Raw genomic sequence first — 16,138 nt, 5'->3', positions numbered from 1 at the left:
GCAAATTATGCAACGTACTGTTTACTTAAATGGCGAGTATTTACCAGAATCTGAAGCAAAAGTTTCCATTTTTGATAGAGGTTTTTTATTCGCCGATGCCATTTATGAGGTAACTGCTGTTGTCGACGGTAAACTCTTAGATCTTGAAGGACACGTCGCGAGACTTGCTCGTTCATGTAGAGAATTGGAAATGAAAAATCCTCTTACTGCTGAAGACCTAATAACCATTCAAAAAAAACTCATAACACTTAATGATTTGAAGGAAGGTGGTATTTATCTGCAAGTCACTAGAGGTTCATCTGGTGACCGTGACTTCCCTTACCCTGACAATACTGAGCCAACTGTTGTGTTATTTACTCAATCCCGTGCCGTGATCGACTCACCGAAAGCGAAAAAGGGCATCAAAATCATCTCCATGCCAGATCTTCGTTGGAGGCGTCGTGACGTCAAAACGACCTCACTATTGGCAGCCTGTATGGCAAAACAAGCCGCCATGAGTGTTGGCTGTGATGACGCATGGCTGATTGAAGACGGATACGTCACGGAAGGAGGCTCAAGTAACGCCTATATAATAACCCAAAACAATATTATTGTTACACGCCCACTCAGTAACGATATTCTTCACGGTATAACACGAGCTTCGCTGTTAAAAGTAGCGGAGAAACACAATCTGGCTATCGAAGAAAGGGTATTCACAATAGAAGAAGCTTACGCAGCGAAAGAAGCTTTTATTAGTTCTGCCTCAACCTTTATATGGCCTGTCATCTCCATTGATGAACGGCCAATTGGTGACGGTGTTCCTGGCCCTGTTGCATCGCAACTCCGTGAGATCTATATCAAATTTGCCAAAGCACTCTCAGTATAAACATCGAACATTGCTAACATCATGTTAATTCCACGTTAACACCTTTATTCGCTACATTGTCTCGCAGGAGCCCCTTTGGCTCCTGATTTTTATCCACTCTGGTTACCATATACAAACTTTTTCCCTGTTTTTCTTCGAATATTTTTTTAAAACCAGTACAATGCAAGGTCAATTGGCGCCTAATAGACTATAAATTAGCCAAATTGATCAATTCTCAGACAGAAAATGAATACTAGGAGAAAGAATGGAAATGTTAGAAAGCTTTTTTGGGGTCATTGGTGACCTCACTTGGGGATGGTCGCTTATACCATTTCTTGTAATTTTTGGCCTATTTTTTACCATTGTTACTGACTTTGTTCAGTTCCGATTTTTCGGACGTATGTTCCGAGTACTATCAAGCAAAAACCAAACTGCGGGTAAAGACAAAATTTCCGGACGTGAAGCCCTTTTATTATCCGTTGGTGGTCGCGTAGGTGGTGGTAACATCGCTGGTGTTGCCGTTGCTATTACTCTTGGAGGTCCAGGCGCCGTATTCTGGATGTGGGCAATTGCATTGGTCGGCATGGCGACGAGCTTAGTGGAATGTTCACTTGCTCAGCTATACAAGCGTAAAGAAGGTAACGAGTTCCGTGGCGGTCCTGCACGTACTATTATTCATGGTCTTGGTGAAGATTATCGTTGGTTGGCTTATGTACTCGCATTCTGCCTGATTGCTGCTTTTGCGTTTGGTTTTAACGCATTCCAAGGCAACACTGTTGCGGGTGCAGTACAAGATAGCTTGGGTATTGACCGCATGTATACAGGTTTATTCCTTGCAATCATTGTCGGCTTTATCATCTACGGTGGTATCAGACGTATCGCTAAAGTTGCAGATATCGTTGTACCTGTCATGGCTATCACTTATGTAGCAATGGCTCTGCTTGTTATTATTACTAACATCACAGAAATTCCTGGTGTTATTGTAAACATCGTATCTAACGCATTCGGCATTGAAGAAGCCGTTGGTGGTGGTATGGGTGCAGCATTAGCACAAGGTTTGCGTCGCGGTCTGTTCTCTAACGAGGCTGGCCTAGGTTCCGCTCCTAACGTAGCGGCAACAGCTGACGTTACTCACCCAGTAAGTCAAGGCATCACTCAATCACTTTCAGTATTTATCGATACTATAATTGTTTGTAGCTGTACAGCCTTTGTTATTTTACTTGGTGATGTGTATGTACCTGGTGCAGAAGGTATCGATGGCATAGTACTTACTCAACAGTCTTTGGTTTCTCACTTCGGTGCTTGGACTCAGTACTATCTAACGTTTGCTATCCTTCTCTTCTCATTCAGTTCCGTGATATACAACTATTATCTCGGTGAGAATGCACTCACCTTTATGACTAAGAACCCAATGGCGATTCACATATTGCGTATTCTTGTCATTGGCGTAGTGTTTGTTGGTGCGGTAGCACCTGGTGCAACAGCGGTCTTCTTCTTCTCTGATCCACTAATGGGGATTTTGGCCATTGTTAACTTGTTAGCACTCATTATGCTGTTCCCGACGGCAACACGACTTATCAAGGATTACAGGAAACAACTTGACGCAGGTGTTGAGCATCCTGTGTTTAATCCTGATGAATATAAAGATCTTGATATCGATACGACGGCTTGGGTTAAAAAAAGTTAATCTAGATAACGTTTAGCTTTATTAGAAATTGATGCCAGTCCGTTCATTCTGACTGGCATTTTTTATACCCGCACTTCCACCACTTATTCGATTAGTCTTCTTTTTGCAACAAACAAGTGAATTTAAAGTGATATATCAACCTCATTGGTTAATGTAGTATCAAACAACGAATGTAAGAACGCACACGTCATAAACACCTATATAATTTATTTATAAAGGTGATCTGATTGAAGACATCGATAACAAGAATATGCGAAATACGTGAAGTAAATGAATCTGGAGCATGAATGGAATCTATATATAAAGAGTTGATACAAGAACTCAGCGTTCATATCGACGAAAAGAGAATCATCACAGACCCAACCCTAACCTTAGCATATGGTACAGACGCTAGCTTCTATAGAATGGTGCCCAAACTTATACTGCAACTCGACTCTCTTGATGAAATCGTTCTCGCAATCAAAACCTGCAATGTAAAAAAGATACCACTCACCTTTCGAGCCGCAGGCACAAGTTTATCAGGACAGGCAATATCCGACTCTGTACTCATCACCCTGACAACCAGTTGGCGCAATCACCAGATAATCAATAATGGTGAACAAATATGGCTACAACCAGGAGTTATCGGTGCAGATGCAAATAAGTATCTTGCTCCATTTGGGCGTATGATTGGCCCAGATCCCGCGTCAATCAATACTTGTAAAATTGGCGGCATTGCAGCCAACAATGCTTCTGGTATGTGTTGTGGCACCTCAAAAAACAGCTACAAAACGTTGGCTGGTATGACAGTTGTCCTTGCCGATGGTACCGTGCTAGATACCCTCAATAGAGACAGTATTGAGTCATTTAAATTCAGTCATAAATCACTCATTTCAGACCTCACTACATTGGCAAAAGAATGCAATAGTAATGCCGATATGGCGGATAAAATACGCCATAAATATCGCCTTAAAAACACCACGGGATACAGCCTAAATTCACTAGTCGACTATGAAGACCCTATCGATATTCTTCAACACCTATTAATTGGGTCTGAAGGTACGCTCGGTTTTATCGCTGACATTACTTATAACACGGTGATTGACCACGCTTTCAAGGCGTCAGGGCTTTTTGTATTCTCAGATATTGAAACCACTTGTTTTGCAGTAAGTGAACTCAGTAAAACCAATGTGGCAGCGGTCGAATTAATGGACAGCCGCTCACTCGCATCCGTAGCCAGTGAACCGGGGATGCCCGATTTTATTGCCGAATTGGGGGAAAAAGGAAACACAGAAGCAGCCGCAATTCTTGTCGAAATTCACGCCGAAGATGAGCAAGACCTTACAGTACAGTCTCAAGTATTAGTCAATATAATCAGCCGTTATTCACCCATAGAGGCCGTCGAGTTCAGCCGTAACGCGACCACATGCGCTCAACTATGGGCCATCCGGAAAGGACTATTTCCAGCCGTCGGAGCAGTAAGAGAAACCGGTACAACCGTGATCATCGAAGATGTCGCGTTTCCACTCGACCAGCTCGCACCTGCGGTACGTGAATTACAGAATCTGTTTATTAAATATGATTATCATGAGGCGATAATATTTGGGCATGCATTGGCAGGAAATCTTCACTTTGTATTTACTCAAGCATTTGATAATGAAGCTGAAATAAACCGTTATAGTGCTTTCATGGACGCCGTAGCACAATTGGTTGCCGTGAAATATAAAGGGTCACTCAAAGCAGAGCATGGCACAGGCCGTAACATGGCTCCTTACGTTGAACTTGAATGGGGCAAAGACGGCTACGAATTGATGCAGAAGATAAAAAAAATCTTCGATAAAACCGGCATTCTGAATCCTGGTGTTATCCTTAATGACGACCATGAGTCACATATAAAAAACCTTAAAGAGATGCCTGCAGCAGACGAACTGATCGATAAATGCATAGAGTGTGGATTCTGCGAACCAGTATGCCCTTCGAGAAACCTGTCTTTGACGCCACGGCAACGCAACACGGTGTACCGGGAAATCCGACGCCTTTACAAAACCAACGAAGACCCTGCAAAACTGGCCGAAATGGAAAAAGTATTCCGCTATCAAGGTATTGATACTTGCGCCGCCACCGGGCTTTGTGCTGACCGTTGTCCAGTAGGTATAAACACGGGTGACCTAATGCGGAAACTCCGCGAAGATCACTCCTCTCTTGCTAGAACAATCGCAAGTTGGACAGCCGATCATTTCGAAGCAGTTACCTCCGTTACCAAGCTAGGATTGGGTGCTGCCAATAGTGTGCATGGCATCATTGGAACCAATAACATGAGAGCGGTTACCAAAGCCGCTCACCAATTATCAGGCAAACGCTTACCATTATGGACCCCCCACCTCCCAATACCAGCCAGAAAGGTTTCCGCGATTACGATACATTCCGTAGGAAAAGAAAAGGTTGTCTACTTCCCTAGTTGTGCATCTCGTAATATGGGACCAGAAAAAAATGCCATCGATAAAAGATCATTAACTGAAGTGACCATTTCCTTGCTCGAAAAAGCAGGCTACGATGTTGTATTGCCAGAGGATATTAACAGCCAGTGCTGTGGCATGCCTTATAAGAGTAAAGGCTTTGTCGATACCGCAAACAGTAAGATGAACGCATTGCAAGATTCACTTTGGCGGGCATCACAACAAGGGAAGTATCCTATTTTGATGGATACCAGCCCATGTGCAAGTCTGAGTAAGGACGCACTTCAAAAAGAATTATCAATATACGAACCGTTTAAATTTGTTGCGGAATACGTCTTACCAAGATTGACCATAACGCAGCAAAAAGAACCGGTGATGTTACACATTACCTGCACATCACGAAGAAATGGTTTAGCTGGCATCATTCAAGAAGTCACTGAAACATGCGCTGAAAAAGTGATCATACCGGAGGATATACAGTGTTGTGGATTCGCTGGCGATAAAGGGTTCACTAAACCAGAACTCAACGCCTCTGCGTTAGCTTCACTAAGATCAGAAGTACCAGAGAATTGCAGCGAGGGGTATTCCAATAGCAGAACCTGTGAAATTGGTCTATCAGAACATAGCGGGATTGAGTATCGCTCAATCCTTTATTTGGTAGACAGAGTCAGTTAGGACAAAGGTGCCATTTCGATATTGTATCGGAGTGGCAAACCGTCAGAAACTCTCCGTGTTTCGATTGTAGCAATCGTAGATGTGATCAATAAGCAACTTGGTTTTAGTTGGTAGGTGCTTGGTATAAGGATAAACCGCGAATATACCTAAACATTTACCAACCTGTTTATGAAGCACTTCTACAAGAGCACCCTCTTTCAAATCTTCTGCCACCAAGACTTTCGGTACGTAAATAAGCCCTTGACCAAGAAGCGCAGCTCGTCTTAATGCTGAAGCATTATTAGTACAAAAATTGCCCGTTACCTTTAATGTAAATGGTTCCGGCTTTCCTTTAAAAAGCCACTCATCTGAGCCCGTTTCTTGAAACGAGTATCCAAGGCAGTTATGTTTACTCAGCTCTTGAGGGTTCTGAGGGATTTTGTTTATTTCAAAATAGCTTGGGGCACCACAAATAACCCAATGGACATCAACTAAACGTCGCGCAATAAGGCTCGAATCTGGCAATACACCTGTCCGAATAGCGAGGTCGTAGCCTCCAGATAATAGGTCGACAAACTGATTGTCTAAGTCCATATGTACCGTGATGTCAGGGTATTTATGGCTAAACTCTGCGATAGCTTGAGGCAAGATAAGTTCGCCAGAAATGGTCGGTACGGTTATACGAATTGTTCCGGTAAAGGATTCACTCAACCCTTTTAGCTCTTCCTGAGCATTTTTTACGGTAAAATAGACCTCGCGCGCATGGCGAAAAAAAACCTCTCCTGCTTCAGTTAAGGTCAGTTTTCGAGTTGTACGAAAGATAAGCTGTACGCCTAGATCCTGTTCCAACCGTGTAATACGCTTACTTATTAAGGACTTAGTTAATCCAACTTGATCTGCGGCCTTACTAAAAGATCCCAATTCAATCAAATGATAGAAAATTAAAAAGTCGTCTGTATTTCTCTTCATTATTAAACTTCTTGCCGCATTAAAAATTTATCAATGCCAATAGACTAATAGAAATTAGAGATAATTACAGAGGATTTATTACGAATTTAAGAAATATACCCCATCACAAGTACAATTAAACTCGTCTAAAAGAAACCAAGAATCCTCAACCTTATCTAAAAGAAATAACTTTCCATCAGAGTACTTAAACTCAAATTTCCGCTCATTATCATCTATATAAGAAAGTCTAATATCATTTGGATTGGCACTGATTACGGATACATGACTCGGTTCGGCGTTCGTCACATCTATGAATTTATCGACAGCTTCTTTAATTTGATATCGCATAACTGCTCCAGAGGTTAGCCTTTAAAGTAATGTAGATCATATACTTTCTTAAAAACACGACCGTCATCTTCTTTATCTGGATATTAACGATTTAATTTATTAACACGCCCTTACAAACGTAATTGCACAGTATTCTTCTGTTGGTTCTAACAAAAATCAAGTTGTACTTATTACAAATTAGTAACAAGATAGCCTCATTCTATATCTACCATCCTACGATTGGTTTTTAAATGTCACTACGTAACACGCTTCAACTTTTTCTACTTGCAGCTCTTTGGGGTGGTTCATTTCTGTTTATGCGGATCTCAGCAACAGCTCTTGGGCCCGCCATATTGATTGAAGCTCGCGTCACATTAGCGGCACTGTTTTTATTGGTCGTATCCATTTTTATAAAAAGAAAGCTGCCACTTTTGCAGTACAAAAAACACTTTTTTATTATCGGATTATTTAATACTGCACTGCCATTTCTGTTTTTCGCCTATGCGGCACAAACACTAAATGCGTCAACACTTTCCATCTTGAATTCGACTGCCGCGATATGGGGTGCGGTAATTGGTGTATTCTGGACACGAACACCGTTAACAAAACCCGCCTTATTAGGCATGATTATCGGTATTGTTGGCGTGATTATTCTTGTTGGTTGGGACGCGGCAAGTTTAGGCTCAGACGCGATACTTCCGATCATTGCCGGAATATTGGCTGCTGTTTGTTACGGTATTGCTAGCAATTACACCAGAACGGCCCCACAAATTTCTTCCTTTGATAATGCCCATGGCAATATGTGGGCCGCCGCCTTGATTGTTTTTCCATTAGTGTTCTTTATTCCTATAAGAGAAATGCCAACGATAGAAATCAGTTTATCGGTGTTGGCTTTAGGTATATTCAGTACTGGTGTCGCCTATTTACTCTATTTTAACCTAGTAGCCAGCGTAGGAGCAGCTTCAACCCTATCTGTGACCTTCCTTATTCCGGTATTTGGCATTTTTTGGGGGTACCTAATATTAGACGAGCAAGTCGGTTGGAATACGGTTTTTGGTACTATTTTGGTTTTGTCAGGCACCATGTTAGTAACGGGCATTTCAATTCGTTCACTGCTGACTTCAAAAAATAGATACCGAAAAAAAATATAAAACAATACATTAAAATCATAGCTAAAGTAATGGTATGTAAAATGGCTTAAAGCGCATCTTTAGACTGATGTAGCACACAACTGTAAATGGCTATCAATAGGAAAATATGCGCAGAATCGTCATGCTAATCACCACCGTAGCACTCCTTCTCTTCTCAGCGATTTGGGTATCATCTTGTTCTCAGCTTGATGATTATGAAAGTAATAGTGGTGCTATAGTGACAGGTGTTATCGAAGATACCAACCTCGCAGAATCAAGCGGGTTAGCTATTTCAAAATTGAATACAAACACCTTATGGAGCCACAACGACAGTGATAATTCCCCCTCGCTGATTGCGTTAGATCTGCAAGGAAAATTTCGAGCCCGAGTGAATGTTCAAGGTGTAGAAAATATTGATTGGGAAGATATGGCGACGTTTGAATACAACGAGAAAAACTTCCTTATAATCGCCGATACAGGAGACAACTTCGCCGTCCGGGATGAATACCTACTTCATATAATCCAAGAGCCCCTATTAACAAAAAAGCATTATCTTAATCCAATCCAAGTTACCCCTGAATGGAGCATCTCATACACCTACGCTGATGGTCCTAGAGATTGTGAATCTATCGCCATAGATATAATCAATGAGAAAATAATCCTATTGTCTAAAAGAGATGAACAGCCAATCCTATTCGAATTAACACTCAATAGAGATACACCACAAATCGCAACCAGCTTGGGCGCAGTGCCTTCTTTTCCAAAACCGAGCAAGCCAAAGTTTAGCTTTATTTATCTGCTTGGCTATTCATCACAACCTACTGCAATGGATATCTCTTCTGATGGACGCTTTGCAGCAGTATTAACTTATGACAGTGCTTTTCTATATAAAACCAATGGCATTACCGACTGGCACTCCGTACTTTCATCTACACCAATTCGATATGAACTCCCAACACTAAAACAGGCAGAGTCGCTCTCCTTTAGCTCTGACAACCGCAGTATCTATGTTACAACGGAACATTTACCCGCTCCAATCATAAGGTTTCCTGTCGATGTGGCATTATCACCTTAAGCTCGTTATAGCGCCATCAGACAACGTAGAACTAACAGACTTATGTAGCTGTTTATTTGAAATAAATATAGTATGAGTCCAGTTTCTAAACCATTACTACTATTTAATTAATAATGAATATTGAGCACCTTAGGTTGTTTGTAAGACTCGCCGCCACCAACAATATTAGCCAAGCAGGCCAAGAGCTCGGCTTGTCTCCTGCGGTGGCCAGTTCTCATGTAAATAAACTTGAGGAAGGCCTCGGTGTTCGCCTTGTCCACAGAACCACAAGGAAGGTTTCACTCACTGAGGAGGGAATCGATTTTCTTCCTCATGCAGAGGAAGTCCTTGCCACGATTGAGGCTGCAAGAGCATCAATAGGTGTCGGTAACATATTACCACAAGGCACTTTGCGAATTACTGCACCCGCATCTTTTGGTCGAATGCACCTGCTACCTGCACTTAAGGAGTTCCTCGCTCTCCATCCTCGACTTTCTATCGACTTGCGGTTAACGGATTCCATTGTCGACCTTGTTGAAGGCGGGTTTGATATTGCGATTCGAAATGCAGAATTAAAAGACTCTAGTTTAATCGCACGTAAACTAGCCTCTGATAAACGTATTATCTGCGCCTCTCCAGAATACCTAGCAAATTATGGGCAACCCGAATCCCCAGAAGATCTTAATAATCATCAATGCATTAAATTGATGGGGCTTGAAAACTGGTTATTCGACACCCCAGATGGTGAACTGAACATCAAAACCAAAGGCAATTTGAGGACTGACCATGGCGAAGCGGTTAGAGACGCTTGTGTTCATGGGTTAGGGATAGCATTGACCGCTACATGGTGTGTAAATAAGCAACTTGAAAGCGGTGAGTTGATTCAGATACTTAAAGATTACCCATTAGCATCAGATTCTGCTATTTGGGCGGTGTACCCGAGTTCACGCCTGCTAGCTCCGAAAGTAAGAGCCTTCATCGATTACTTTGCAGATTACTATGGCAACCCGCCGTATTGGGATAGAGCCAAATAGAAACCCGATTTTTTGATGCTGATGCTAGTTCGACAAAACCGCACCAAATCAAAAAAATTGGATACGGTTTACGACATATCAATGCTCATTGATAAACTGTACGGCACTCAAAACATCGACTAATCCAAAATATTCACCAGAATCATCAATGGCTATCCAAGGGAACTTGTTTTTATTCTTAATCTTCTCATGAATTTCACCACGCCCTACCGTTTTATGAATCTCGACAAATTTTGCATTCATCATCGCACTAACGGGCTTTGATAATGAACGATAGTCTTGCATCGTTTCAGTTGCCGTCCCTAGAGACGTCGAGGCATGTAAATTGAAAATTTCACGGGTTAGATACCCGACACATTTATCATCAACAATAACGGGAAGCGTGGTGAAGTTAGTATTACTAAATATTTCTCTAACTTCGCCAAGGTTACACCCGGGCGATAGCGTTGGTGGAAACGCAATTAATTCTACAACTGTACCCTTTACTTCCTTTAAATCGTTAAGTTTTCTTACATAATTTATGTTTGGCTGCAACTTATCAAATGGTAACGGCTTCTCGAAATAATACCCTTGCATATAATCGACTTTTAAATCACCTAACAACACGACTTCCGATAGGTTCTCTACACCTTCAGCAACAACCTGCACATTTAGAGTGTGCGCCAACGATGTTATCATTTTAACAATGTGATAATTAGACGATCCGTAGACCAAGTCTTTTATAAATTCACGGTCTATTTTTAGAATATCAAAGTTATTATTTTTGAGATACGAAAACGAAGAGTAACCCGTTCCAAAGTCATCAATCGCAACCCTAAAACCAATCTCTCTTAATTTAGATAACTGTTCCGCATCTTCATTTTCGCTATTAAAATACGCTGTTTCTGTTAACTCAATGATTGTATAGGGTATATGTTGACTGTATCCTCCACACATATTGATTAGATCACCCAATATCGACCTAATCGATTTTTCAGTATTAAGTGAAATATTGATTGATAACTCAACATCTGAACCAAACTTCTGCACCAGTAGATCTCTGGTATTAAGTGCGATCTCTGCAACCACAAGATCGAGTTGCGAAACCATGTTCAAATCTTCCGCAATCCTAACCATCTCTTCAGTATTGAGAATATTATTCTCTCCATCTCTAAATCGACAGAGAGCTTCTAATTTCGTTACCTTCCAATTATCAGTACAAATGATCGGCTGAAAATAAACTTCAATTTTATTGTGTTTGATTGAGTCCACCACAATAGCTTCTAGGCTATCACGTCTCTTAATCTTCTCATGCAACGTTCTATTATAGAAACAGATATGATTGCTTCCCGATGAATGCTTCTCATACATCGCTTTTAAAGAATGGGAGATTAATCTACTTGGAGAGGTTGCATCCATACCAAGAACTGAAACACCAATGGATAGCTGAGAAATGTTTTTATAAATAGTGGCATCGATGTGTAATTTAATATCATTAAAACAGCTTCGGATTGCTTCATAAATGGATAGTGAGTGAGGCTTATCCAGGCTACGCTCGTATAAAATTGCAATGGAAAAAACACTGGCTTTTAGAAAGCCGGCAATGATGTTCTTATTCTCTCGATCAAACGCATTGGCCAACTGCTTTTTGTATTCAAATTCGACATCACTCTCAAAGTTGGGTACAAAAGAGATGACCATCAAACCCTGAGTTTCTTCTTTGTGAGTAAACGTAGATTTCACTCTCAGATAATAATCATCATCACTTGGAAGTTGTGTTAGGAGCTCAATACCACCGTGTTCAATACCAGCAATTCGGTAAGGTGTATCTGACAAATCAACGGTCATTCCCAAGTAATAAATATTGCCACGTACAGAAGTAATGCGTTGAATCAATAACTCTTCCGGCACAACAATACCTGATTTTCGCTTACTTAAAATCAAGCCGCTCCAAAACCCATTCTGTTTTATTTTGGACCACATTTCTTCAAAATATGTCGGTCCGTGTTTACCGGCATTAAAGATTGATGTTTTCTTCCCGACAAGTTCATCAATACGATAGCCCGACATTTTTTCAAATACGGTATTACAAGCGACTATTCTGGTTTTGCCATCCGTGATCAGCATCCCATGGTGTTCATTCTCAAACAGTTGATGAAAAAAAGTTGAGATATCTTCTTGTGTTGGTGACAAGAAGAGCGGCAATAAGGAGCCTGCTATCAAGCCCTCAGACACTTTTATAGCAGTAACAACACTTAGGCTAACACTTGCATCTTCTGTTGCAATGCAAGCCTTCACTGGGTCCATTTTTTCATCGCTATAGACACGTTTTAGCAACGCAACAATTCGTTTTTGATCTTCATTATTAAAAAGTGCGAGAAAATCTTCGATGGTTGCAATTTCTTTATTGATCATTAAATACTGACGGATTAGCACAGAATCAATAGTGAACACTTCCGTTTCCGTATTCCATGTCCAAGAAATCTCACGTTTTGAATGAAATCCAACTATCTCTTCTTGAACAAGTTTGAGCATTGACATGTCACATTTCCTCATTCAGTCACAATTTTCCACTATCATCACTCTCAATAATAGTGCATTTTTATTCTATTATTTCAATTAGTTAATCTAAATGTGACCGTTCTTTTGTTTTAGCGTGATTTGATAATATAAATAGAAAAAAACCACGAGCCTAAGTTTACAAAATTGCTCTATTCACTTGTCGTGATGTTTCAAAAAGAGACCATCTATTATTTCAATAATTCTAATCGATAATTTTATATTAGAAGCTCAATGGTGATTATGCCTCTGAATGCATTTTAAAGAGTGAGCGATATAACACTTTACCTCCAATTAAGGACAAAAAATGCGGATTAATGTCTGCTCCACTTCACTCTTACTTTTGAACATCCACTTCTCCGGTTTGGTATCAATCCTTAACAAGATGAAGCCCGTGTGGTAACGCATCACCAAAGGCCTGTTTTGACTCGGATGCATCCATCTCTTTGACTTGCTGTACTAGTTCAACCCATGCTGATGACGATTTACTTCGTTGCAGCTTTTCAATAACTTGCTGCCTAAATTCGTCAGAAATATCGAATAAACGGTCGCCGGTTTTACGACACATCATCACGGTTGCAAAACCGATGATAGGATCTTTATTCCAATTCTGCGCTAATAATGTCGGCAGCCATTGTTCAACCTGTTCGCGTGGTAATACCGAGTGTTGGCTACCATACATAAGTTGGCGTGCAGCGATCCTGCCTAATGCCCACCAATGGGCCTGAGAATGCTGTGCTTCATTAACGGCCTTGTTCAGGAACCACTTTGCCATTAAGATCTTATCTTCGGTATGCAAAAGCTCTAAAGAGGCGCCAAGCCGAACCATTGCTTCGTAACCTTTTTCCTGCGCCTCTTTAGCCATCTTGGGGTTTCGCAATGAGCCAGGGTGCAAATACTTCACTATATCGGTCGCGATTGTTTCTTGTTGATCCGCACTTAACCCTCCCGAGACTCGCCGCCAAAATACCCACCAGTCACTCCAACCTTGATGATTCTGATACTGAATGCCTTGTTGGTATAGTGCCCACAACTGCTCAATGCGCCATTCATCGGTAGGATCGCCGTATCCGGGTCTAAGTGCGAAACCAGAAAGTCGAAGCCAGTTCTTTTCATGTTGCTCTGAACGACGACGGCGTTTTCTTCCTTTAGAGAAGGCATCGAATATCTGCCTTGATGTAGAAAAATCCCAATCAACCCTTTTTCCAAGTTTCTGTTCGAGTTCTTTCACCAGTGTTTTTATAACCTTAGGGTCGGCGTTTTTCTTATTTCCACTATATGCCATGGTGATAAGGTCGAGTGATGCTTTAAGCTTAGGATGTGATGTTTTCGATTCCTGAGTCCCATCCGCTTGGTTTCTTATCTCAAATTCAACCGCCCAACGATTGGTTGCATCATCTGCACTTACGCACTCCAGTTGTAGTGTACCAACCTCCGTCAGTTTGCAGGCCAACTGAACTTCAACCCGTTGCTTCTGATTCGCTTGGCGTTCTTTTGTACCTTCCATGCGCTCTAAGCTAGTAATATAAGGTGGTAACGGCGTGAAAACATCCGTATTTACCTTATACATTGCACCATTATTGGCTGGTTTATTATCGCTTAACGTATCGTGGATAGAAGTCAGCAAATTAAATCGAACAGGTTCACCCAGAGTCAGTGCAAATTTCCGTCCTGATAATCGGATTTCTTGCCCCTCTTCAATGCCTTTTGCTAATAGACAAATAGCATTACCAAAGCCTTTTTTCTCAGGCAAATGTAGGAAATACGAACGAGCAGACCCTCCTCCAATCTTTAACTGGGCACCACGACGCGCTTTACCAAAAGCAACCGCTCCTAACGCCACAGCAAGATCTGGGTGTGGGTTATCTAAAACGGTAACCGGGCTACCCCGCCAATTACTCAGGATAGTGGTGACCTGTTCAGTAACCAGTTCACTGTTAAAAACACCACCGTTAAGCAGAATACCTACAGGGACAACGATCTGATCGTTTTTTTCATCGTTCGTGGCAGCCAATCCAAGCGCATGCCTTGCAACTGATTGATGTTGAGAAATGAATTCAGCAATGTGTTTAGTAATTGCCGGGTCAGCAACATAAGGCAGACCAAATTCAATCACTGCTTTACGCCTTTTGTCCGGTAAATCGGTTATCTTCACCTTTGGAAAGAAACCATCTAGCGCCAATTGATGTACTTCATGCTTCGATAAATCCACACTTTTGGTACCACCAATAAGCCTAGAACCGCCACCCAACATAGTTATCTTAACTTGCTCTTGATCGGTTTTACTCAGCAGTTGTTCCTTTGCCTTACGCGTTTGCTGAATTAACTTAGAAAGGCTCGACGCGTTAAGTTTTTTATCCTTGTTAAATCGTTGCTCTGCAAGGTGCGCTAATGCAAGGTCAAGATTATCGCCCCCTAACATGAGGTGGTCACCAACCCCAATACGGTTCAACGCCAGTTCATCACCGTTATTATTCGCTTCAATTAAGCTGAGATCTGTGGTCCCTCCTCCCACATCACATACCAAGATAAGAGGCACATCTATTAGCTTTGATTTAGCTGAATCGCTATGGCGTGCATACCAGTCATAACACACCGCTTGTGGTTCCTCCAACAGCACAACTTTGCTTAAACCCGCCTTTTTTGCGGCTTGGAGCGTCAACTTTCGAGCACTTTCATCAAATGAAGCCGGTACCGTAATCACCACATCTTGATTTTCTAGGATATTGATAGGGTTATGGTAGTTCCAAGCTTGCCGTACATGGTTAAGGTAGCTCGCGGTGGCGGTAACGGGAGAGACTTTATCGACATCGTTGCCCGCAACCCAAGGTAGAATATCCGACTCTCTATCCACCGCTTGATGCGACAGCCAACTTTTGGCACTAGAGATCTGCCGCCCCTCTACCTTTGATCCTAATTCTCTGGCCCATTCACCAACAATGGCAAGATTAAGATCGCCTTCGACAGGTACATTTTCCCAAGGTAAAACCATATCATTTTCAGAAACTTGTTCTTTAGCAGGATGAAACCGAAAAGAAGGCAGCAGAGGTTTTCGACTTACTTCACCGGGAGCGACGAGCTGATCGATCTTAAAAATTGATATTGGTGAATCTTTTAGCGATTCAGTAATCTCGCTGTATGCAACAACAATATTCGTCGTGCCTAAATCGATACCAACCAAATAACGAGCAGAGGCCATGAGTTTTCCTTTAGGTAAAAATCCTTGCGGACGAATAATGTCAGTCAGTCAACAGAGGATTGAGCTTTATATAAATTTACCATCATTCCCGTGAAAACGTTATGCTGTTCGGTTAGTGCTAAATACTTCGTCATTCTCGTAAAAACGGGAATCTTGGTGAGTTTAGATCCCCATTTTCATGGGGATGACGTCAGTTTTCGTCAGGATGACAGGTATAAATAACCTTAACCGAGCAGCATTCCGTGAAAACGAGAATCTAGGTGGTATTCGATCGTCACATGGTGAAGA

General features: G+C 41.6%; 9 protein-coding genes. 6 read left to right on the top strand and 3 right to left on the bottom strand.

Going from position 1 to position 16,138, the window contains the following annotated elements:
- The first annotated feature begins 7 nt into the window (after positions 1–7).
- The 3 genes from AACW90_RS16030 (at position 8) to AACW90_RS16020 (ending at position 5,641) form a co-directional block, all read left to right on the top strand.
- Entirely contained in the window at positions 8–865 is an 858-nt protein-coding gene (locus tag AACW90_RS16030; RefSeq protein WP_390236403.1) for a D-amino-acid transaminase, read from the top strand.
- 244 nt (positions 866–1,109) lie between these two features.
- Positions 1,110–2,531 carry an alanine/glycine:cation symporter family protein gene (locus tag AACW90_RS16025; protein ID WP_390236400.1) on the top strand — a complete coding sequence of 474 codons (1,422 nt, stop codon included), beginning with the start codon at positions 1,110–1,112 and terminating at the stop codon, positions 2,529–2,531.
- Between the two features lie 287 nt (positions 2,532–2,818).
- Positions 2,819–5,641, top strand: coding sequence for an FAD-binding and (Fe-S)-binding domain-containing protein (locus AACW90_RS16020; protein WP_390236396.1), 2,823 nt, complete (start codon positions 2,819–2,821; stop codon positions 5,639–5,641).
- A gap of 42 nt (positions 5,642–5,683) precedes the next feature.
- Here the strand turns inward: AACW90_RS16020 and AACW90_RS16015 are convergent, their stop codons facing one another.
- A complete protein-coding gene (locus AACW90_RS16015; RefSeq protein WP_390236393.1) occupies positions 5,684–6,589 on the bottom strand; it encodes a LysR family transcriptional regulator in 906 nt (301 codons plus the stop codon).
- Between the two features lie 557 nt (positions 6,590–7,146).
- Here AACW90_RS16015 and AACW90_RS16010 point away from each other — a divergent pair.
- The 3 genes from AACW90_RS16010 to AACW90_RS16000 all read left to right on the top strand — a co-directional run bounded on the left by AACW90_RS16010 (position 7,147) and on the right by AACW90_RS16000 (position 10,113).
- Positions 7,147–8,046: a DMT family transporter gene (locus AACW90_RS16010; protein ID WP_390236390.1), complete on the top strand. Its 900-nt coding sequence runs from the start codon at positions 7,147–7,149 to the stop codon at positions 8,044–8,046.
- A 106-nt stretch (positions 8,047–8,152) separates the two neighbouring features.
- Positions 8,153–9,100, top strand: coding sequence for a hypothetical protein (locus tag AACW90_RS16005; RefSeq protein WP_390236388.1), 948 nt, complete (start codon positions 8,153–8,155; stop codon positions 9,098–9,100).
- A gap of 113 nt (positions 9,101–9,213) precedes the next feature.
- Entirely contained in the window at positions 9,214–10,113 is a 900-nt protein-coding gene (locus tag AACW90_RS16000; RefSeq protein WP_390236385.1) for a LysR family transcriptional regulator, read from the top strand.
- 78 nt (positions 10,114–10,191) lie between these two features.
- Here the strand turns inward: AACW90_RS16000 and AACW90_RS15995 are convergent, their stop codons facing one another.
- The gene (locus tag AACW90_RS15995; RefSeq protein WP_390236382.1) at positions 10,192–12,633 is read right to left on the bottom strand and encodes a sensor domain-containing phosphodiesterase; all 2,442 of its coding nucleotides are present in this window, start codon (positions 12,631–12,633) and stop codon (positions 10,192–10,194) included.
- A 388-nt stretch (positions 12,634–13,021) separates the two neighbouring features.
- Positions 13,022–15,850 (bottom strand): Hsp70 family protein, encoded by a 2,829-nt coding sequence (locus AACW90_RS15990; RefSeq protein ID WP_390236379.1) that lies wholly within the window; start codon positions 15,848–15,850, stop codon positions 13,022–13,024.
- Positions 15,851–16,138 lie beyond the last annotated feature (288 nt).

Source organism: Vibrio frigidus (assembly GCF_042465995.1).
Taxonomy (GTDB): Bacteria; Pseudomonadota; Gammaproteobacteria; order Enterobacterales; family Vibrionaceae; genus Vibrio.
The sequence above is the reverse complement of the archived record's forward strand: the minus strand, read 5'-3'. Positions and strand labels throughout refer to the sequence as shown.